Source organism: Pullulanibacillus camelliae (assembly GCF_014642655.1).
Taxonomy (GTDB): domain Bacteria; phylum Bacillota; class Bacilli; order Bacillales; family Sporolactobacillaceae; genus Pullulanibacillus; species Pullulanibacillus camelliae.
Window position 1 is genome coordinate 1 of the sequence record NZ_BMIR01000034.1, and the last position, 21,864, is coordinate 21,864.

Genomic DNA, 21,864 nt, shown 5'->3' on the forward strand with positions numbered 1-21,864 from the left:
CCATCGTTTCAACTCCTTGTTGGGTTTTGTTTGGTCACTTACCTATTCGGAGTTGCCGATGGCTTTTCCTCTTTTCTATTTTTGCGAACTTAATTATACGTGATCCCATTTTTCAGTGGTTTCATTTTGCAAAGTGTTAATTGAAAATAACTTTCTTTGGCCTCGTTACTTTGACAGCAGATGTTCCCCATACGAACGTTATTAAAACGATTAAGCGGCCTTAGCCCTATGGGATATCGAGCTAAAGCCGCTTAAATTTATTTTATTATTTCCGCCGTCTACTTGACAGGGGCGATTCATTCACAAATTCTATCCGTTTGGCGTCTCCTTGAGCTGAATCCTTCTACCCCAGCCCTGTTGATGTGATTTATTCTTCCTTATCTTCTCGTCTTTCATTGAGTTCTTCTTGCCACCATAATGAATCCTTTGGATTTTCAACAGCTTCTTTATACTCGCTTTTAGTAGCAACGGTTGGATGTGAGCCTTTTAAGGATTTTCCTGAAGTGCTATTGAATAGGAAGAATATCACTAAAAATCCGATGATACTGACGATCGTTAAATAGAACCCAGGGGATAGATTATTGTTCGTTTGGTGAACCAACCAGGTCGAAACGAGTGGGGTAGTCCCACCAAATATCGAAACAGAGACGTTAAAGGTGACAGCTAACGTTCTATAACGAATATCTGTAAAAAACATTGTTGGTAAGGTTCCAGGCATTGTCCCTTCATAAGTTGACAGCATCACCCCTAAAATCAGAATGCCTAAAGAGACAAAAATTAACCCATTTAAGTTTATTAAATAAAAAGCGAGAGCAGATAATAGTGTTAGCCCACCTAAACCAATTAAGAAAACCGTCTTGTTTCCAATGATATCGCTTAGTTTTCCAAACATGAGGGCAAGAGGAACCATAATAATCATTATGATTGTAATAAGTACGGTGCCGACTGTGCTAGATAAGCCAATGATCTCATCCAAATAAGACGGCATGTAGGATAACAGCATGTAGTTTGTAATGTTAAAGAAGGCCACTGCGACAAAACATACAAAAACATCCTTTTTATGATGCTTTAATATCGACAAAAAGCTTTCTTCTTGAATACCCTCTTCGGAAAGTTCATTTTCAAAAATCGGTGTTTCTTCTAAGTGTCTTCTTAAGTAGAAGCCGATAAGCCCTAAGGGTAATCCAAGTAGAAACGGGATTCTCCATCCCCATGTGGCCATTTGATGATCGGATAGAACGATAAAGAGGATACTCGCGAGCAGTGAAGCAATGATATAACCTACAAGCGTGCCTATTTCTAATCCACTTCCAAGCACATTACGCTTGTTGTCTGGCGAGGATTCTGCAATATAGACCATCGCACCAGCATATTCGCCACCCGTTGAAAAACCTTGAATAATTCTAGCGACTAACAACAGAATAGGGGCCCAAATGCCGATTTGGTTGTATGTAGGTAATAGGCCAATAAGGAGTGTGGAAAATGCCATGAGAATAATGGTGATGGTTAAAACGATCTTTCGTCCTAACTTATCTCCGATTTTCCCGAAGATCACCCCTCCTAATGGACGCATTAAAAAGGCAATGGCAAATGTTGCAAAGGTGAACATTAATTTCAGCTCATCATTCTGCACGGCACTAAAAAAGTTTTGACTAATAATGACTGCTAAATAAGAATATAAGCCAAAATCAAACCACTCCATCGCGTTTCCCACGCCAGTAGCAAATACACTTTTTTTGGTTTGTTGAATATCTACAACGTTAATTTTTTTCTTATTGAATTTCATTTTATGATGTCAGCTCCTTAACATTGTATATATTTTCCTTGTCTTAAACCCATAATTCAAGGGCTTTTTGGTGTGAAATTTTTTTGTAATTTCTATGTAATAAAAAGACACGTTAATAACCGTAACATATGTTTGTGTGAAATGGGAAAGATTTGCTTCAAAGGAAGTGAGGATAATAGCGATATAATTCATTTATACCCTTTTTTAAAGGTAGTGAAGCACCCATTCTCACCGTTCATATTAGAAAAAATCCGCTTCGTTATTAATATCCCAAAAGTTTCTATGAGATATCCTCATTTGTTTTATTTAATAACAATGGTATTAAGTGGATATTTATAAGGACGTGTAAAAAACCTAGCTATATCCTTAAATGGTAATAGCTAGGTAGTATCTATGACAGGGGAGAAATAAAGGGAAATCTTCTTTCTACATTTTTCGAACGGGAGATGTGTTAGTTCGAGTCCGTTTTAATAAGCTTACAATCACAATTACGAGAGAACAGCCGAAAGTGCTTTTTAGGCATCTTTTAATGCCTTAATGATTGAATGGATTAACAGTGATGCCCTTTGATTTTTAGCGAGTCGAGGACTCTGTCCTGACCAAAGTGACATAAACTCTTTATTGCCTTGTGAAGCAGCTGCTTTCCTTAGGTTTTTAGTTAAAGCATTTTGAATAGGAAAGTCGGGGAAAGCGGCTTCGTATGGCTGCATATGTGCAATAAATTGATTGAATATTCCCCTTGCGAATTTACCAGAGAATGCACGCGTTAAAACAATCTGATCCTCTTTGGCGCTTAATATAGCGTCTTTATAGACTGGGTTAGCACCGCTTTCGGTACAGGTTAAAAAAGCAGTCCCCATTTGCACACCTTGTGCGCCTAAACAAAGGGAAGCCATGACACCTCTGCTATCCATAATGCCTCCCGCAGCGATAACAGGGATATTGACATGATCGACCACTTGGGGAATTAATGACATTAATCCAACTAAACTTTGTTGAGTGTTACTCATAAAGTTTCCTCTATGGCCTCCAGCTTCACTGCCTTGAACAACCACTAAATCGATTCCTTTGTTTTCAATTTCGATGGCCTCAGAGACAGTTGTCGCAGTTCCAATTAAAATAATGTTGTGTTGTTTTAACTCTGCGATGACTTGCTCGGAAGGAAGTCCAAAGGTAAATGAACATATAGGTATCTTTTCCTCAATGATGACCTTAATCTGCTCATTAAAAGTTATTACCAGTTGATCGAACTGTGGAATATCAATAGAGTCCGGCTGTTGCGCATTGATTGCTTGACGTATAAGCTGTAAAGACATGGTCGCTGATCTGATGGACTCCTCTGAACCATTAAATGCATTAGGGACAAATAAATTAATGCCAAAAGGTCGCGGCGTTAATTGCTTAATTTCCTCAGATTGTGCTTTGATTTGCTGGGGGGTCATATAACCCGCGCCGATCATGCCTAAACCTCCCGCATTGGCTACTTCTGAAACCAATTGTGAAGTGGTGATGCCACCTGCCATAGGGGCTTGGATGATTGGATATTGAATGTGCAGAAGCTCAGTCATTGCATTTTTTAGCCTACTCATAGTTTCCACCTCAGAATAATGACATTAGAAAACTTGGCTTACACCACTTCGCTGGTACTCCTGATGTGATTTTTGCCAATCACACACTTAGGGTGCCCGCAAGCTTTAATGACGAAAGTCAAAGTTACACTTACACTTATACTCTTCCTTTATGTGCGTCAGCGAAGTTATACATTTTGATAGCATAAAAAGCTGTCTCCATTTAATAAGACCGATTCATTCGTTTGGTTCTAGAAATAAATATTCCCACTAAAAGAGAAGCGACACCAATAATAAGCAAAGCCCCAGCTAGCAAAATGGGCAAAGTGAAACCCCCCAGCTTATTTGCTAGTAGCCCAGCACCTGTTGCACCAATAATTTGACCAACACTATAAACTCCTGTCAGAATCCCAATCACCTTACTGCTATTATGAGGGTTTAATGCTTTTCCAAGATTATTTACCATGGTTGTGATCCCGACAAAGGTACCACCAAATAAGATTGCACCGATGAATATCCCTAATGCGTTGGGAGCAATTACGGGTAAGATCACCCCAAAGGCTTGAAGAAGATAAGCGATGATTAATACAGTTATTCTTCCCCATTTGTCAGATGCAAATGTCCATAATACCGTCGAAGGGATTGCTGCAAGACCGACTAAAACCCAGCAATAAGTCGCTAAACCATTGAGCATGGGGGTGTGATGAGCAATTTCAACAATAAATGTTCCCGTGATAATATAGCCTATCCCTTCACAGCCGTAAGCGATGACTAACCATAGGAAAAAGGGGCTCCGCTTTTCATTGACGGATTTTGCCTTGCTGGGCAGTTGTGGGCTAATTTCTGCCTGGTCTTTTCTTAACCATAGCATTGTCGGTACCCCCAATAGAATGGTCAAAACCATGAGCCCTAACCATGTTCCCCGCCAGCCGAATGGATGGTTTAATAAAGGAATGATTACCCCAGTTATGGATATTCCTAAGCCCACCCCGGCATACAGCACTCCAGATAATTTTAGCTGATTTTTTTTAACTAAAATATCGAGGACAATACTTGAAATAAGGACAAAAACCAATCCACTTGAAAGCCCTGAAAGAAAACGTAAGACATACCAAAGTCCCACCGTATGACCTAATCCCATGAATCCAGTTGTTGCAACACAGACCAGAAGAGACCAGCGAAAGCTCTGTAGCTTATGGCGATGGATGAAAGGAATAGATCCTGCTGCAAAGGCACCAATTAAATAGCCGATATAATTACTTGAGGCAAGATACCCAGCGATAGCGTTAGAAAAATGGGTGCTGGACTGCATAAGCGGAAGGATGGGTGTATACGCAAATCTTCCGACGCCCATTGCGATAAATAAGGCGAACAAGCCAGCGATCACCTGGAACCAAACCTCTATCTCAGCAGTGCTCAAATTTTTTCCTTTTTCAAATGACATACTATACCTCCTTTCATCACTATGAGTTTAATCCTCTAGTGATATCGTGTAAAATGATTATATGAGATAAGTGAGATCATTAATAATGATTATGGAGGTGCAGCTGGTGGATTTAAAGGATATAAGTATATTTGCCAAAGTAGCGAAAACAGGGAGTGTAACAAAAACCGCTAAGGCTCTTGGGTATGTCCAATCCAATATCACCACGCGAATTCAACATTTAGAAAATGAATTCAATACATCTTTGTTCGATAGACAATCTCGTGGTATGGTATTAACGACCAATGGAGAAATTTTGCTCCAATATGTTGAACAGATTCTAAATTTGTGGGATGAAGCTGAACACATTTTACGTGATACTGAAACGCCGAATGGGACACTTAAAATTGGAGCGATGGAAACCACAGCGGCTACGCGACTGCCGTCTGTCTTGATGACTTACCACCAACACTATCCAAACGTTGATATTTCATTGGTTAGTGGGCCTACAAAATATTTAATAGATTCAGTATTAAATCATGAACTTGAAGCCGCTTTTGTCGCTGGCCCAATTGAACATCCTTTGCTTGAAAAATCGTCTGTGATTAAAGAAGAACTGGTTATTGTCTCACAAACAGAGAGCGTAAATATGGCTCCTTCAGATTCACTCACCATATTGGGCTTTCGTGAGGGCTGTTCTTATAGAAAGCGATTTGAGCAGTACCTTGATCATTTGGGTATACAATCTCGAAAAATGATTGAATTGGGGACATTAGAGGGAATATTAGGCTGTGTTACTGCAGGACTGGGGATTTCTCTCCTTCCCAAAAAAGTAGTAGAACGAGGAAAATATCCCGTATATGTCCGGAAAATACCAGACGAGTATAGTCTTGTTCCAACGGTTCTTATTCGCAGAAAAGATGCATTCTTATCCCCGGCTTTAAGTAGGTTTATAGAAGCGATAGATAAGGCGGTTGAGTCATAAAGACTTAATCTTTTGCAAGACATCTGCAGTGGATGAGAAGACGGCTATTTTTAAAGAAGGCATCCAAGAGCGTGCTGGCTCAGATTTCTATGGGGTGAGGGCGTTAGAGGATGGATAATAGGATAATAACAGATAGTCAATTCATTGCTATAATATGATCCAAATGATGATGACGTAAGTTACTTTCAATTTGAGTTACAATAATAATGAGCAAGTAGGAAAGGGGTACGTCTGATGAAAATTGTACTTATTCGTCATGGCCAAAGTCTTTGGAATTTAGAGAATCGCTTCACCGGATGGACGGATGTTGACTTGTCAGAAGCGGGGCTTAAGGAGGCGCGGCAGGCTGGCATTATTCTAAGGGAAAATGGTTATCGCTTTGATGTCGCTTTTACATCTTACCTCAAAAGGGCGATTCGAACACTGTGGATTGCCTTGCATGAACTGGATATGATGTGGATTCCGGTACATAAAACTTGGATGCTGAATGAAAGACATTATGGTGCCTTGCAAGGCTTAAATAAAGCCGAGACAGCGGAAAAATTTGGAGAAGAACAGGTGCATTTGTGGAGAAGATCGACCAATGTAAAACCCCCTGCACTAGATAAGAACGATCCGAGATATGAAGCAGACAATCCAAAGTATAAAGATGTTGACATTCCTTTGACGGAAAATCTTTTAGATACGGAACAGAGAGTTGTCAAGTATTGGACCGATCATATTGTACCGCAAATCGAAGCGGGTCAAAAGATTATCATTTCTGCCCATGGCAATAGTATACGTGCTCTGATCAAATATTTGGATGATATCCCTGCAGATGGTATTGCCAATTTAAACATTCCTACCGGCGTGCCGCTTGTATATGAACTGGATAGCAGTGTCAGACCCATTCGGCACTACTATTTGGGAAAAGAGGGGCCATTGCCAGACGGCACTATTCCTAAGACACTTTAGTGTTTGGACAGAAAGTGAATATAAAAGGTGAGAAGTGCCGTCTGAATGAGGTTTAATTTATACTATCAAAATGTATAACTTCACTGACGTCCATAAAGGAAGATAGTATAAGTGTAGCTTTGGCTTTTACCATCTAAGGCTTGGCGATACCTAAGTGTGTGATTGGCAAAAATCACATTAGGAGTACCAGCGAAGCGGTGCGAGTCAAGTTTTTTAAAAAGGTCAGATAGTATAAAATTTCTGATCACGAGGACGGTGCACGTTTTCGCTCCAGGCCGCCGCTTTCCGCAGGGGAGTGGTAAGCCTCGTTAAGGTCTTACCGATCTCCCACGTCCCGCAGGACTCTAGTATCCGCATCATGAGTCAGCGGCGCCCGAGGAACACACGATCTTACAGTGTTCCGCATCTCGCGCCTTGCGCTCCATTCCATTTGACCAGGCAATGAAGCCTCTTTCATATTGGGTGATGCTCTATAGCTAGACAAGGAGCGGGCACGCTTTCGCCCGGTTTTTCTTAACTCTTGGGCGATCTCTATTTTTGTAAGGCAGTCCATGTTGCCCCCAATAAATGAGAAGTGCGAAGGAATCACCAAGAGTCACCCCATTTTTTGATAGATTCTACGTGTATTCTAACTAAATAAAAGCATTTGCGCGCATATGAAAGGCATTTTTAAATGTATGCGCTTAAATTGATTGGTGAGTTATTTGTCAAATGGATGAATTGGGCTTATACTATCTTGGTTGTGTTCGGATTCGCTTTCTATTGACGGAAGGCAATACGAAATAAATGGGGTGTGAAATGAACTTACAGACAATTAAAGACAACTGGTTTTCTAACATCAAAAATGATGTTTTAGCCGGCTTGACGGTTTCCTTTGCTCTCATTCCAGAAGCCATTGCCTTTTCACTGGCAGCGGGGGTAGACCCAATGGTTGGGCTTTATGCGTCATTTATTATTCCTGTTATCCTGTCATTCTTTGGTGGGCGTCCAGGGATGATTTCGGCAGCAACAGCTTCAGTCGCCATGCTTGTTGGTGTATTAGTTAGTAAAAACGGTGTCGAATACTTATTTGCTGCATCAGTACTTGCGGGGGTGTTTCAGATTCTTTTTGGTCTGTTTAAATTTGGAAGGTTTATCACTTTCGTTCCCCAATCCGTTGTGCTGGGCTTCGTCAATGCATTAGCGATTATGATCTTTATGGCACAGCTCGTTCATTTTCATGGGGCAACATGGCCAATGTATGCCATGGTTGCGGGAACACTTGCTATTATTTATATCCTTCCGCGATTCACGAAAGCTGTTCCCGCTGCACTTATTGCAATTATAATCATGACAATGATTGAATATGCAACCGGTGTTGATGTTAAGACAGTAGGCGATCTTGGTCATATGTCGAGCAATCTGCCAATTTTCCATCTTCCAGCTGTTCCTCTCAACCTGCACACGCTGATGACTATTTTACCCTATTCCTTATCGATGGCAGTTGTTGGCTCTCTAGAAACATTGATGACGGCAACCGTTGTCGATGAATATACAGAGACAAAAAGTAATAAGAATAAAGAGGTAAGAGGTCTTGGATTAGCTAATTTAGTGACGGGATTTTTTGGTGGAATGGCAGGCTGTGCCATGATTGGACAGTCCATTATCAATGTACAATCAGGTGGCCGTAAAAGATTATCTACTTTTATTGCCGGAGTCTTCTTAATGATTCTTATCGTTTTGCTCAGCCCCATTGTAAAAAACGTCCCAATGGGTGCCTTAGTTGGTGTGATGTTCATGGTTTCCATCAACACATTTGATTGGAAGTCATTGATCAACATTCGCAAAATGCCGATTGCCGAAGCAATAACCATGATTTTGACCGTCATTATTGTTGTAGCAACAGATAATCTGGCGATTGGTGTATGCATTGGAGTTATTATTAGTACCCTTATTTTTGGTTGGCGTATCGCAAGCATTAAGGCGACGGTAGGACAAAATGAGGCAGGCATTAAAACCTATACCATTTCAGGACAAATGTTCTTTGGCACAATGCGTCACTTTATTGATACGTTTGATATTAACAATGATCCGAACACAATTATTATTGATTTTCAATATTCCCACATTTGGGATCATTCCGCTGTGACTGGCATTGCCAAAGTAGTCGATAAATATAAGGCACGCAATAAAGAGGTTAATATTGTTGGACTTAATCCAGAGAGTCAAACGATCATTAAGAAGATTGGCTTAGGTCGTCCATCAGGACATTAAACAAAAAAGAGGTTTCAAAAATTAGACTTTTGAGACCTCTTTTTTTGCTGTAAGAATGTATCACTTCCCGCTGACCTATATAGGGATGATAGTATGTAACTCTTGCCAATCGCCAAGGGTGTAGTGTCTCGGCATGACCGTAACAAAAGAGAAGTGCATTGAACAAGAGTCCCTCTCAAATTAACAAAAGACAAGCCCCTTTTAACAAAAAGCGTGCCTTAAAAAAGGCCCTTGCTACGTACGATCCCTCTCATTTAACTTTTAGCTCAAAAAGGTCCAAACACTTTTTGCTGGGAAATGTCCCAACTGTAAGGGGGCAGGGAGGGCTAGAAAAGTGAATGCATTCCATAGGGAGAAGATAGCGAAAAGTCCTTCTAGCATAATGTAGAAGGATTTTTCATTTTGCTACTATAAATGGGAGACCCAGTCTCTAATAGGTCTGCTTAATCATTGAGCGAGATGCTGTAGAATTCCGAGTCCTTGTAAGCTATTGTGATAACTCATCAGAGCCTCCGTACTTCAAATCCTTTTGTGCCCTAGCTTCAAAATCGGCAATCCAGTCTCTTTCACCATTACTTTTAGATGATGTTTCGTTCATATCAAATGAATTTGAAATGGAAGCAGGAGCAAACTGTTTCAAATGGTTCGTTGTTTTTTCATTGTCAAAGGTCAAAACAGCAACATTCTTCAAAGAAATTTCCCCTGCATCATATAAGGCATGTGCAATGGCCTTTACATCATCCAATGTCGCCTTGCGCACATCATATTTATTTGCAAGTTCCTTCCAAATAGCTGCGGGATCACGTTCAGCTGTATTAAGGTCTTGTGTATGTCTTGTCGCTTCATGAATAGAAGCTAAGTCGTTGGCTCCTGTAGAGGGACGAGTTACTTTAACATGTGAGGACAGGTATTGGGTATCCTGCGAAGAGGGGGCACCGACCTGCATTTTTTATGACCTCCTTAACAATTTGTTTAGCGTTGAAGCTTTGTTAAATATCGACAATGATATGGGGGGGTAATTTAAATGATTATAATTAATATGAGAATATAGCTTGGTACGAGGGTAGGCTTAAGCTAGACGACGACAATTCGAATAATAATGTTTTCAAAGCAATGTCATTTCATTAGAACATGCGTTTTAAAAAATAGAGAACTTTATTTCATAGCTCAATAGGTGCAGCGTTGATAAGAATAAAAGACGATTTTCCCTCTAATAAAACGTGTGGGAAATCGTCTTTTTTATGTGATTTGTTTTCAAAACGAATGGATGTTCGATTTGTGCTACCTTTTAAGTAAAGGGGCTATTCCCTAACATCTATAATATTATTATAATTGAAAGATTAATATAAGTCTATATTTTTTATAAAAAAAGATTTATTGTAAGTAAGACGTTAAAATAAAAGATGGCATTGGGAATACAGAAGCGGGTGCTGCCTAGCTTGAATGAAAGAGAGGGAGTGAATAATATGATGAAAATGGAAAAAGGACCCCTTGCTAGTCGCCAGTTTCGCTGGTTCTATATGGGGCATACGGTGTCCTTATTTGGTAGTTCAATGACACCTGTGGCACTAGCGTTTGCGGTTCTTCAAGTTCATCAGGGTCAGCATCTGTTAGGCAATATTCTTGCTGCACAAATATTGCCTAGCATTTTGATGCTACTTATTGGTGGTAGTATTGCAGATCGTTACCATCGTGATCGGCTGATTCTTCTTAGTAACTTTGTTTCAGGCAGCGCCCAAACGGGTATTGCGATTGTTGTCATTATCGGGGCAAATCCGTATTGGCTGTTCCCGTTAGCTATTTTAAATGGTGTTTTAGAAGCCTTCACATCCCCAGCTATGCGCGGGATTATTCCAGAAATTGTTGATAGTCAGGATATTAAACAGGCCAATGCTTTCCTCGGTACCTCGAGAAGTGCTGCAAAGATTGTTGGTCCGATTCTATCGGGGATTTTTGCCGCGATACTGGGAGGAGGCTGGGGGATTGCGATAGATGCAGCCAGCTTTTTTATCGCTTGTGCTTGCATGATTCCAGTTCACATACCTTCCCGTTCTATAGTGACGAAAGATCAGTCGCTGCTCCAACAGATGCGAGAGGGCTGGGGATATTTCAAGTGCCACCGCTGGTTATGGTCTATAACATGTGCTTTTGCACTAATGAATCCAGTCCAAATGGGTGCCTGGCAAGTCCTTGGTCCAATTATTGCAAAGTATTCGTTCGGTTCTGCTGGATGGGGATTAACACTGAGTATGCGGGCGGTAGGACTTTTGATCGCCAGCTTAGTGATGTTTAGAATCCAATTGCGGCGTCCATTGCTTGGAACTATGCTTGCCACTTCCTTAGCTGGGATCCCTATGATTATTCTCGGTCAAGGCTTTCCCTTAACCATCCTTATTTTCTTTACTATAGTTGCAGGGATTGGCTCGAGCATCTCGGGAATGACATGGGATACGTCTTTACAGCAAGCCATTCCAGAAAAGATGCTTTCTCGGGTATGTGCCTTCGATGACTTTGGCTCTTTTGTCACCATCTCAATGGGTGAGATATTAGCTGTACCCTTAGCTCAGAAGTTTAGCTATCCATCTGTGGCAACAGTGGGAGGGGGTGTTTTTATCATTGCGGCACTTCTTCCTTTATTGGTAGGGAGAGTGCGAAGGATGACGCCAGAGGATTTACCTATTCATAAACTCGAAGGCATACAGTTACTTCAAAATAAGAGGAATCAATGTTAAGACAATCTATTATAGGGAAGATGTATTATTGATCTTTTTTCCATAAAACACCATTGAATAAAGAACAGACATTCGTATATAATAGGAACAAAGGTTCTTTCTAGAGGTGGTGTGGAAGTGGCTATTAAAAAGCATGTTGGTGATATCATTGAAATGATTTACCTTGATCAGCATGGGGATATGAGTCAAAGAACGATAAAAGTGATCAGTCAGCGTGGTGCCTTGCTTGTCGCCTATTGCTATACCAAGCAATCTATCCGAACCTTTTCCACTGACAATATTTTAAGCTGGAAGCTCATTAAGCGAGCAACGGTGGCCTCCTGATTACTGCAGGGGGAGAGGCTGATAATATTATGAGATGAGTCAGCAAGGATAGCTTTTAAGCCATTATATGATAGCAATAAAAAACTCCAGCCATCAGGTTGGGGGTAATTATATATCATTTATTTCATAAAATTTTACGATGTCATTCTATTAGGTATTAAGATTAGGTTTTAAAAGCCGATAATAATGAAGGGAAAAAGATTGCGTTCATGCAAAAGATGTGGTGTTTATCCCAAGCTCATAATAAATAGAATAAAGGTAAACTTGTCGAAAGGTAAGGACACAAAATCACGGACCTAAGTCTTTATAGATAGGGTGGCCGGATTGCCGGGGGTTTGTAGGATGAAAAATATTCTTCAGGATTTAAGCCAAAAAGGTGCGTTAGTCAATATACGCTATATCGCACCTAGAAAAGGTCCCATAACGATATGGGGGAGAATATTAGAAGTAAAAGAAGACGTCATTTTAGTTTATAACGTGGATCAAAGTAGTGTTGTGAATATAAGTATCCATCAAATCGATGAAATAAATTAAGATGATTCTTAACTGGCTTTTTATCAGTCAATAGCTCAGAAGATCCCCAGTAGGATGGGGATCTCAATATAAATTATAGACATTGTAAATCAAACGGCGAGTTCAAACCATGCAGGTATTTCATGAGTGGTAAGAGAATGAGTGTGCTTTTTACGCTTAGCGTTCGTTTTAAAAAAAGCCGGAATCACGCCGGTGAATTGACACATTAAATGAAAGGGCTTTAATCGGTGCGAGTCAGCTGCTGATAATGAAGATTTTAGCACATGATCAGAAAGAGACACATCAAAAATGAGACCCATAGCTTAACGCTTTGGGTCTTTTTGGAAAGAAAAGAAAGTATAAAATTTCTGATCATGGGGACGGTGCGGATTTCCGCTCCAGGCCGCTCGCTTTCCGCGGGGGAGTGGTAAGCCCCCGCGCGCCTTCGCGCTGCTAAGGTCTTACCGATCTCCCACTTCCCGCAGAACTCTAGTCTCCGCATCATGCGTCAGCGGCGCCCGAGGAACACACGATTTTAGAGTGTTCCGAATCTCGTGCCTTGCGCTCCATTCCACTTGACCAGGCAACGAAGCCTCTTTCATATTGGATAATGCTCTATATCAAGCAAGGACCGGGCATGCTTTTCGCCCGGTTTTTCTTATAACGATCAGAATTTACACCTCGCTGACACGCATAAGCGCATGAAGGAAGAGAGTATAAGTTCAGGCTTTGCCTTTCGCCAGCTAAGGCTTTAGTATGTGATTTGAAAAAATCACATCAGGAGGACAGAGCGGTGCATGCCAAGTTTTCTAAGACATGTAAAATATGCCGCTGATACTGTTAAAAGTTTTAGAGCGTCTTAGGTTGGGGTTTTCGCTTTAAAAGTGTCATGCATAGGCAGCTGAAGACGATTGTACTGATTGTCAATGTTCCCAACATGATGCTTGAACCATAATCATCAAAAATTTTCCCTAAGAAGACGGGCCCTAGACCGCTCCCTAGGAACAGAGAAAACGCAAAAATAGATACAGCGGTAGCACGACCGTTTGGCAATAGATCAGTGGCGAAGGTTTGTAAGGTTGAATGACAGTAACTATATCCAAAGCCAAGAATGATAAAGCCTATCGTTAATCCAATTACACTTTGCCATCCCCAGATGAGGGCGAATCCGAGGGTCATCAAGCCTGAACCGAACACTGGCATTCTTCTTGTTCCAATGATTCTTAAGACTGTGATAATGGTTTTGCTTCCGACAAATGCACCGACGCTGTACGTGGCGGTCAAGAGTCCGATGACAAAGTAAGACAGGTGTAGAGTCGCCACTCCATAGACTCCTAGAAATGTGAACCCCCCATAAAAGACTAATCCTTCGCAAAGCACTAACCCATAGATTTGCCAAGAACGTTTGTTTTTAAAAAGACTAATATATCGCTGGAATAGCGGCGTCGCTTCCTTTGCTTTTGGTATCGATTCACGCCGACGTTCACGAAGAATAGCGAAGAGGGTAGGGATACATGCTAACCCGAGTAAAAGAAAGAGAATGCGATACGAAAAAAACTGAGCGACTAATCCACCGATAACAATGCCCATGGCTTGCCCGGTTGTGGAGAATGACATAATATGAGCAATGGCTCGTGGTCTTTCTGCCAATTCAAACCAATCACCAATTTGAGCGAGCGTTGTCGGAAGAATGCCGGCAGCAAATAAACCTGTAAGAATACGTAGGACTAACAGCCAAGAGAATACATGAACAATACCGCAAAGGACTGTTCCAAGTGCAAATAAGCATAGAGCCACGAGGATGGTATTGATCTTGCCGATTTTCTCAGCGATCGGTCCATAGACGAGCTGAAATACTCCATAAGGAATGGAATAAGCTGTTACAAGAAGAGCTGCTGACGAAGCGGTTGTGTGCAGACTTGCTGCCATTGCAGGTAACATGGGGGCGATGGCACGATTATCGGCATTCACCAAAAAGCCACCCAGACCAAGTGCCCATAACATATATTTATTGCTCGAACTTTTGCTTTCCATAGAAAACTCCTTCTCATATAATATAAATCTATGTAATCATTTTCGCTTCCCTTATTCAACTCACTTGCACTTCTCATCAGAATCAATATCCCTCCCTTTAAAGTTTCCTTATTTGGGTGACAGAGTTTTTGGGCTGGTGTTCGAATGTTTTGAGCCCTCCATCATATGTATTAATAAAAGAATTTAGGAGCTGAACAGCATGCCTGTTGTAAAAGCGACATCTTCTGATATTGATTTACTGGCAAGATTATTGAGAGCTGAAGCGGAAGGGGAGGGGCAGCAGGGGCAATTACTCGTTGGCAATGTGGGGATCAATCGAATAAGAGCGAATTGTTCCGACTTTACTGGAATTCGTACGATCTCGCAAATGATTTATCAGCCCCACGCGTTTGAAGCAGTTTTATATAGCTATTTTTATCAAAGAGCAAGACCCGTTGAAAAGCGTCTAGCCCGAAGATGTATTAATGGCGAAAGGAATTGGCCTGCCAAATTCAGTCTTTGGTATTTTAAACCTCCTGGAGATTGTCCAGCAACATGGTATGATCAGCCATTGGTTGGGCGCTTTAAAAGTCATTGTTTTTATGAACCTACAGCTGGAACATGTGAAAATGTTTATAATACGTTTTAAATGGGGAGCATAAAAACAAAAGAGGCTGGGACAAAACTCAGTAAATTAAGAGTGGTAACTACCAAAAATTGGTGGATACCACTCTTTTGAATTAAAAAGTATAAAATTCTGTTTGTCATCGGAACTGGCAAGGTTGATTTCCGCTACAGAATGCTCGCTTTCCTCATGCCCACACGATGTGGGTAGGGTCGGCGTTGTCACAGGACGTGACGTTTTTAGCCGATCGTCCTGAGTGGCCTCAGCTCATTTGGAATGGATGAATGGTGTTCCAAGTATTTATGAATAAAAACCCCTGTTCCCGCGTCTACGCGTATGGCTTCGAAGTCAGCTTTCTCGGAACAACTCGACGCAGCCTCTTTTGTTGTGAGGGGTGAGTTATAGGGCCTTCTCTGTAGAGAGATCACGGTGAGTCATGATCGAGATGGCTTCATCATTCAATTTTTTTAGCTCTATTTCTTTAATTTGGTGCCCTTCAATGCGGGTCACTTCAAAAGCATAATCACCATAGGGAATGACCGTCCCTTTTTGGGCATCCACCTCGTTGGACAATACCCAGCCGCCAATCGTGTCAATATCAGTGTCATCAATATCTAACCCAAACATTGCATTGATATCAGAGATAAGCACTTTGCCATCTATGCGTAATGCTTTGCCATTTATTTTTCGGACGTCCGGTAATTCTTCGATATCAAATTCGTCTTGGATTTCACCAACAATTTCTTCTAAAATATCTTCTATTGTCACAAGACCCGCTGTCCCACCATATTCATCAACGACAATAGCCATATGCGTTTTGTTTGTCTGCATTTTCTTCAATAATTCATTGACAGGCATATTTTCTATAGCGATGGCTACAGGACGAATATATTGATTAATGGGGCGCGTTTTTTCTTGTAAATAGTCTGTGAAAATATCTTTAATGTTGACATACCCTAAAATGTGATCTTTATCTGTGTCAGCCACCGGATATCTTGTATATTTTTCTTCCTTTAAGATCGCAATATTTTCTTCTAGGGTGTTCTCAGAAAACAAGCATATGATCTCCGTACGCGGAATCATGATTTCCTTGGCCACACGGTCATCAAAATCAAAGACATTATTGACATACTCCATCTCTGTGCTATTAATTTCACCATTTTTGTAGCTCTCAGAGACAATCAATCTTAATTCTTCTTCCGAATGAGCCGTTTCGTTTTCCGCTGCTGGAGATAACCCCAATAGTTTGGCAAAAAGCATGGAGCTTTGATTCAAAATCCAGATAAAGGGATACATAATGGTGTTGAATACAATCAATGGTCGAGCAATGGCTAAACTAATGGCTTCCGCCTTTTGAATGGCAAACGATTTTGGAGCGAGTTCACCTAACACTACATGGAAAAAGGTGATCAACACAAAAGCAACGATAATCGACAGGCTGGTGCCAAGCTCTTTTGGTAAATGTAACGCTGTGATCACCGGATGTAACAGATGTCCGATAGCTGGCTCACCGATCCAGCCAATGATTAAAGACACGATTGTAATACCCAATTGTGTGGTAGACAAATAACCATCTAAATGAGTTAAAATCTTTTGTACTGCCTTTGCATTTTTGTTTCCGTCGCTAGCAAGCTGGTCAATCTTTGTTTTTCTAACTTTAACAATGGCAAACTCCGCGGCAACAAAGTAAGCACTAATGATGATCAAAATTAGTATAAATAATAGGTTGATTATACTCAAAATCATCCTTACCAGAGGTAAGGATGTCCACCTCCTCTTAAGTCATTTCTTTTAAAAATAGCGTCCATGATTGTAACAAGGCTTTACCCTCTGTATTAATTTTCTTATTGAGATAGCGCAAGTGACGTGTATCTAAGCAGTCAATTAAAGCCTGTAATTGCACAAAGTCTTCATCTAACAGCTTCATGTGTTCGCTTAAATTTTCAAGGGATTTATAAACCGTATCATTGTTCAAGGTCTTTTTTAAAGCGAGTTTTTCCTTTATTTCGTCTAAGGTGAAGTGCTGCGCTTTATATTTCATGATCATGTGAATGTCGTTAATTGCATCCTCAGTATAGTACCGATGATTGGATGCTGAGCGTTCAGCTTCTAATAGGCCAAGCTGAGTATAGTAATCTACCGTTCGTTTGGAAACATGAGCTAACTTGGAAATATCGCCTATTTTATACAACTTCCCAATGGGCTTCTCTCCCTTCTTTATGTATTATACTATATTTGGATTAAAAACAGAACGTTGTACGTTGCATTTTGGGATATATCCCAGAGATGTCAACATACTATAGCTTGGATATCAAAACACCCGCCAGTTGTTATGGCGAGTGTTGAATGTTCAAGGGGCTCTCTCGGAATAAAAGGACATAAAGTCTAGAAAATAAAAAATTTTAAAAGCAGCATGATTACCGTCACAAGAACAGTGAAGAGGAGGGAGCTAAATAATTCCCTTCTTACTCTCTTATTAAGAGGATGCTCCTTTGGGTCTAACGCCTTCTTTTGACGTGTCATTCTATGACCTCCTTGTATCTGTTAAATTAGATGGTTTTATACATCGGAGGTCTAGAAATGAGAAAAATCGCCTTGCATCGAATCGGATGTAACATGCGTTGTAAAAGGAGGAGATGAATCAAAAGGGCAAGCGACTTAAACAAGTCATTCGTATTGAGAAAGCGTTCATGTGTTATAAAAACAGGATTCGTCAGTATAAGTAAAAGCAGAACGCTTTGCGGCTGTTCATGCGTATAGCCATACACTTCGGAGCTTTCGTGGTAGGCACTATAGTGTTGCGCGTTATAATGTGTTGTAGGAAAGGTCTCTTTATTGGCATAAAAAAGAAGAAAGAGAGAAAAGAACAGATAAAGCCATGTTCTTAAAGGCGCCTGTATTGACATGTCAATCTCCTTTTAGTGAAAGAGTGGTAATTATAAGTATCGTAACATATTTGCTATCTAAACACCTTCCTAAATATTAGAAAACTTGACTTGCTCCGCTTCGCTGGGACTCCTGATATGATTTTTACAAATCACACACTTAGGCTGTCGCCAGCTCAGATGCAGAGAGTCAAAGCCTAAACTTATACTCTCTTCTTTCATGAGCGTCAGCGAGGTTATATGTTCTGATAGTATAAGAAAAACTGGGCTTAAAGCGTGCCCGTCCTTGTCCTTAGTATAGAGAGCATCATTATATATAGAAGAGGCTTCATTGCCTGGTCAAGTGGCTGGGAGCGCAAGGCCCGAGACGTCTTCGGGAACGGGGCGAGTGTTATTTCACAAGTAAATCTCGAGTTGTTCCAAGAAAGCTGACTTCGAAGCCATACGCGTAGACGCAGGAACAGGGGATTTTTAATCATAAATACTTTGGAACACAGATAAAACCATTCCAAAATGAGCGGAGGTCACTAAGGACGTTCGGGTAAAAAGGTCACGTTATTTAAGGCACTTCGACTCAAACCGTCACATCCATTAGGGACTTCAATACCCCCAAAAAAGTAAAAAGCACTTTTCGGGATCTCGATGGTGTGTCGAACGCCGCCCCAACCCACATCGTGTGGGTAAGAGGAAAGCGAACGGTCTGGAGCGGAAACGTGTACTATTCACTCCATTGGCACAAAGAAAGAAGATCGGCTTAACGTGCTCGATCTTCTTTAATGTCATGCTCAGGAAGACTTATTTTTTTAAGTGAAAGGGTACGGTCGTGATGACAACATTCTTTCTGTACAGTAAAAACGTTCGAATAAGCAGGCTGGATTGATTGTGAAGGATATTCTCCCAGCTATGCTTAGGAATAAATTGTGGGATGACCACGGTAACTTGATAATTGGCTTCGCTCGCTTTGCGTTCCACCGTATCGATAAATTTAGTGAGAGGGTGGATAATGCTTCGATAATAAGAGCGTAAGGTGACCAGTCTGACATCAGGCTGCCAGGCCTTCCACTTCTCCTCAAATTGATGTTCAGCTTCTTTTTCAAAAGCTACATAAACGGCGATGATTTGATCAGGAGAAAGCGACTTGGCATAGTTTAATGAGTTTTCAACAACATGAGTGATTCCAGCCACGGGTACGATTATGATATTGCCTTCAATGGTAATAGGAGCCTCACAAGTCGTGATGCGCAGTTGCTCTCCCACCGCTTGGTAATGCTTGTTGATGCGATGAAATATCAAGATGATCAAAGGTAAGAAAATCAGAATGGACCAGATTTGCCCAAACTTTGTGATGAAGAAAATCAAAGTAATGCTGAAACAAATCGCTGCGCCGATAGTGTTAATGATAAATTTTGTTATCCAACCATTAGGTTTTTCCCGGAGCCATTTCACCATCATACCCGTTTGTGCTAAGGTAAAGGGGATAAATACTCCTGCAGCATAGAGTGGGATCAGATGCTCTGTTTTAGCTTGAAAGGCTAGAATTAAAATGATGGAGGCAATCCCAAGGATGATAATCCCGTTGGAATATCCCAAACGATCGCCTCTGATCAGAAACATCCTTGGAATAAACTTATCCTTTGCAAGGTTAACCGCAAGTAATGGGAAGGCAGAATAGCCCGTATTTGCTGCTAGAATCAAAATTAATGCTGTTGTTCCTTGAATGAAAAAGTACATGAAATGTCGGCCGAAGGTTTCTTCAGCAATTTGCGAAACAGCCGTTACTTCTTCATTTGGAGCCACACCATACAAAAAAGCCAATAAGACAATCCCAGAAAATAGAAAAGCAAGACAGCCACCCATCAGCATTAATGTTTTTGCCGCATTCTTAGCTGCGGGGGCCTTAAAATTAGGGATGGCATTAGAAATGGCTTCAACCCCTGTTAGAGCTGAGCTTCCTGATGAAAAGGCACGTAACAGGATAAATAAAGTCATCCCTTGTACAGGAGTCCCAATGGCTGCATGGACGTTAGGCGCAGTGTCTCCTGTAGCCAGATGATAGAAGCCGACAACGATTAGGATAAATAAAGCTAGAATAAATAAATAGACAGGGTAGGCGAGTATCGAAGCTGATTCGGTTACCCCTCTTAAGTTGAGTAGTGTGATCAGAATGACAAAGACAATCGCGGTGTCTACGTTATAAGGATGCAAGGCGGGAAATGCCGAAGTAATAGCATCCGTTCCTGCTGATACACTCACTGACACGGTTAAAATGTAATCAACCAGCAGGGAGCCACCAGCCACTAGCCCTGCATTCATTCCGAGATTATTTTTTGAAACGACATACGCTCCACCGCCCTGAGGATAAGCAAAAATGATTTGTCGATAGGACAATATCAGTGCGGTCAAGAGAATTAATACCCCGATACCTATGGGAAGTGAGTACCAGAAGGCTGCTGCGCCAACTGAAAATAATACGATCAATATTTGCTCAGGCCCATAGGCGACAGAAGACAAGGCATCTGAAGACAGGATCGCTAGGGCTTTAGTTTTGCTTAGTTTTTGTTCACCTAATTCATTTGACTTTAATGGTCGACCAATAAGAAGTCTTTTAATTGATGAAAGCATCATGTTTAGCCACCTTAGATGTTAATCACATATATTATTTCCCAATTTTTCATGATTCCTCTAATTTTGTTGAAACACAAAAAAGCCTACAAGTCCAAGAGGTAATAGACCTGTAGGCACATTTAATGTTGTGTCACAAGTTCCACCTTCCTTCTCATATAACGCTTACGAGGTTAGCTGTCGGATTCGGGCCATGAGTAGCCCTACCTATAAAAGGATTCACCCCGCGGATTAGCAAGCAATCCGTTCAAGAATGGTTCCCCCGTACCTTAGGTTTCAGCGATTTTAGAAATTTGAAACTGAAATTATATTACTCCTGTTTGTTGTAAAAGTAAATATGTTTTTTAGCAAGAATTAAAACATAGATTGAGGGAAAAAATAAGAAAGTGGGAAGGCGTATTTTTGGGGAGGCATGCACATGAACAATGATAAAAATCCATTATTATCTGATGAATTTTTGGATGAACTAGCCGAGCAAATTAATGAAGAATGCGGGAACCCACATCCCGAACAGTAAAAGTATTTTTGAACATAAGCCAAGCCCTTAACGCCATCGGTTAAGGGGATTTTTATATAACATCGCGAGGGCTCCTGATAAGGTTGGGCTTTAGCTTTCGCCACTTGAGGCTTGGCGGTAGCTTTAGTGTGTGAGTGTGAAAGTATCAAAATCAGGCTGTACTTAGCGAAGCGTCGAAGTATAAGCCAAGTTTTCTAATGAAGCGGGTGGTGTCAACCTTTTTATTTAATAGCATGATAGGAGAAAATCGGTAAGAGAGGGGAAAAGCCATGTTCGATGGCTCTCATCTAACTGAAGAAGCTCAGCGTGTTGCGCATGTGTATTTTAATCATAAAAAGGTGGTTCAATACCTGCATTGGAGAAAGGATAATAGTCCATTACATAAAGAAAGGAGACGCTTAAAGAAAAAAATATTATTTGGACTTGTGACTGTGCGGTCAAGAGGCATGCGGTGAATGTCAGGCGATGGATGTTTTCATCCAGTGAGGTCACGTTTAGATCAGCTTGCAATCCTCCATATACTACATATAACATAGACGAAAGAGGCTGGGACAAAACCCAGTAAATTAAGAGTGGTACCTACCAAAATGATATGCTCCCCTTACGGTAGACAGATTAAAAAACAAAAATCTGTTTTACCGTAAGGGGAGTTTTTCTGTGTCTA

General features: G+C 40.9%; 19 protein-coding genes and 2 riboswitches. Of the genes, 9 read left to right on the top strand and 10 right to left on the bottom strand.

Features of this window, described 5'->3' with window-relative positions:
- Positions 1–367: 367 nt before the first annotated feature.
- From IEW82_RS19145 to IEW82_RS19155, 3 genes are all read right to left on the bottom strand, one after another.
- On the bottom strand, positions 368–1,786 hold the full coding sequence (locus IEW82_RS19145) for an MFS transporter (protein WP_188698883.1): 1,419 nt from the start codon (positions 1,784–1,786) through the stop codon (positions 368–370).
- Between the two features lie 515 nt (positions 1,787–2,301).
- A complete protein-coding gene (locus IEW82_RS19150) occupies positions 2,302–3,375 on the bottom strand; it encodes an NAD(P)H-dependent flavin oxidoreductase (protein ID WP_188698885.1) in 1,074 nt (357 codons plus the stop codon).
- Between the two features lie 202 nt (positions 3,376–3,577).
- The gene (locus IEW82_RS19155; RefSeq protein WP_188698888.1) at positions 3,578–4,798 is read right to left on the bottom strand and encodes a YbfB/YjiJ family MFS transporter; all 1,221 of its coding nucleotides are present in this window, start codon (positions 4,796–4,798) and stop codon (positions 3,578–3,580) included.
- A 106-nt stretch (positions 4,799–4,904) separates the two neighbouring features.
- Between IEW82_RS19155 and IEW82_RS19160 the strand changes: the two genes are divergently transcribed.
- The 3 genes from IEW82_RS19160 (at position 4,905) to IEW82_RS19170 (ending at position 8,969) form a co-directional block, all read left to right on the top strand.
- Positions 4,905–5,762: a LysR family transcriptional regulator gene (locus IEW82_RS19160; protein ID WP_188698890.1), complete on the top strand. Its 858-nt coding sequence runs from the start codon at positions 4,905–4,907 to the stop codon at positions 5,760–5,762.
- A 231-nt stretch (positions 5,763–5,993) separates the two neighbouring features.
- Entirely contained in the window at positions 5,994–6,716 is a 723-nt protein-coding gene (gene gpmA / locus IEW82_RS19165) for a 2,3-diphosphoglycerate-dependent phosphoglycerate mutase (RefSeq protein ID WP_188698917.1), read from the top strand.
- Between the two features lie 798 nt (positions 6,717–7,514).
- A complete protein-coding gene (locus IEW82_RS19170; RefSeq protein ID WP_188698893.1) occupies positions 7,515–8,969 on the top strand; it encodes a SulP family inorganic anion transporter in 1,455 nt (484 codons plus the stop codon).
- Between the two features lie 487 nt (positions 8,970–9,456).
- On the opposite strand, the gene IEW82_RS19175 is transcribed toward IEW82_RS19170, so the two are convergent.
- Positions 9,457–9,915, bottom strand: a complete 459-nt coding sequence (locus tag IEW82_RS19175) for a hypothetical protein (RefSeq protein ID WP_188698895.1) — start codon at positions 9,913–9,915, stop codon at positions 9,457–9,459.
- 520 nt (positions 9,916–10,435) lie between these two features.
- Here IEW82_RS19175 and IEW82_RS19180 point away from each other — a divergent pair.
- From IEW82_RS19180 to IEW82_RS19190, 3 genes are all read left to right on the top strand, one after another.
- Positions 10,436–11,701: an MFS transporter gene (locus tag IEW82_RS19180; protein WP_188698897.1), complete on the top strand. Its 1,266-nt coding sequence runs from the start codon at positions 10,436–10,438 to the stop codon at positions 11,699–11,701.
- A 117-nt stretch (positions 11,702–11,818) separates the two neighbouring features.
- Entirely contained in the window at positions 11,819–12,025 is a 207-nt protein-coding gene (locus tag IEW82_RS19185; protein ID WP_188698921.1) for a hypothetical protein, read from the top strand.
- Between the two features lie 247 nt (positions 12,026–12,272).
- A riboswitch (cyclic di-GMP riboswitch) is annotated at positions 12,273–12,357 on the top strand.
- Positions 12,358–12,367: 10 nt separating this feature from the next.
- A complete protein-coding gene (locus IEW82_RS19190; RefSeq protein WP_188698900.1) occupies positions 12,368–12,559 on the top strand; it encodes a hypothetical protein in 192 nt (63 codons plus the stop codon).
- A gap of 828 nt (positions 12,560–13,387) precedes the next feature.
- On the opposite strand, the gene IEW82_RS19195 is transcribed toward IEW82_RS19190, so the two are convergent.
- Complete coding sequence (locus IEW82_RS19195; protein WP_188698901.1) at positions 13,388–14,572, bottom strand: MFS transporter; 1,185 nt, start codon at positions 14,570–14,572, stop codon at positions 13,388–13,390.
- Between the two features lie 199 nt (positions 14,573–14,771).
- On the opposite strand from IEW82_RS19195, the gene IEW82_RS19200 reads away from it, so the two are divergent.
- Positions 14,772–15,200, top strand: coding sequence for a cell wall hydrolase (locus IEW82_RS19200; protein ID WP_188698903.1), 429 nt, complete (start codon positions 14,772–14,774; stop codon positions 15,198–15,200).
- Positions 15,201–15,575: 375 nt separating this feature from the next.
- Here IEW82_RS19200 and IEW82_RS19205 read toward each other — a convergent pair whose 3' ends face one another.
- From IEW82_RS19205 to kimA, 5 genes are all read right to left on the bottom strand, one after another.
- Positions 15,576–16,916 carry a hemolysin family protein gene (locus IEW82_RS19205; RefSeq protein ID WP_188698905.1) on the bottom strand — a complete coding sequence of 447 codons (1,341 nt, stop codon included), beginning with the start codon at positions 16,914–16,916 and terminating at the stop codon, positions 15,576–15,578.
- Between the two features lie 37 nt (positions 16,917–16,953).
- Positions 16,954–17,367 carry a MerR family transcriptional regulator gene (locus IEW82_RS19210; protein WP_188698907.1) on the bottom strand — a complete coding sequence of 138 codons (414 nt, stop codon included), beginning with the start codon at positions 17,365–17,367 and terminating at the stop codon, positions 16,954–16,956.
- A 194-nt stretch (positions 17,368–17,561) separates the two neighbouring features.
- Positions 17,562–17,699: a hypothetical protein gene (locus IEW82_RS19215; RefSeq protein WP_188698909.1), complete on the bottom strand. Its 138-nt coding sequence runs from the start codon at positions 17,697–17,699 to the stop codon at positions 17,562–17,564.
- Between the two features lie 26 nt (positions 17,700–17,725).
- Positions 17,726–18,082, bottom strand: a complete 357-nt coding sequence (locus IEW82_RS19220) for a hypothetical protein (protein ID WP_188698911.1) — start codon at positions 18,080–18,082, stop codon at positions 17,726–17,728.
- Positions 18,083–18,856: 774 nt separating this feature from the next.
- Entirely contained in the window at positions 18,857–20,683 is a 1,827-nt protein-coding gene (kimA, locus tag IEW82_RS19225; protein WP_188698919.1) for a potassium transporter KimA, read from the bottom strand.
- 146 nt (positions 20,684–20,829) lie between these two features.
- A riboswitch (cyclic di-AMP (ydaO/yuaA leader) is annotated at positions 20,830–20,975 on the bottom strand.
- Between the two features lie 126 nt (positions 20,976–21,101).
- Between kimA and IEW82_RS19230 the strand changes: the two genes are divergently transcribed.
- Both IEW82_RS19230 and IEW82_RS19235 read left to right on the top strand, forming a co-directional pair.
- Positions 21,102–21,200: a hypothetical protein gene (locus IEW82_RS19230; RefSeq protein ID WP_188698913.1), complete on the top strand. Its 99-nt coding sequence runs from the start codon at positions 21,102–21,104 to the stop codon at positions 21,198–21,200.
- A gap of 269 nt (positions 21,201–21,469) precedes the next feature.
- A complete protein-coding gene (locus IEW82_RS19235; protein ID WP_188698915.1) occupies positions 21,470–21,655 on the top strand; it encodes a hypothetical protein in 186 nt (61 codons plus the stop codon).
- Positions 21,656–21,864: the final 209 nt, after the last annotated feature.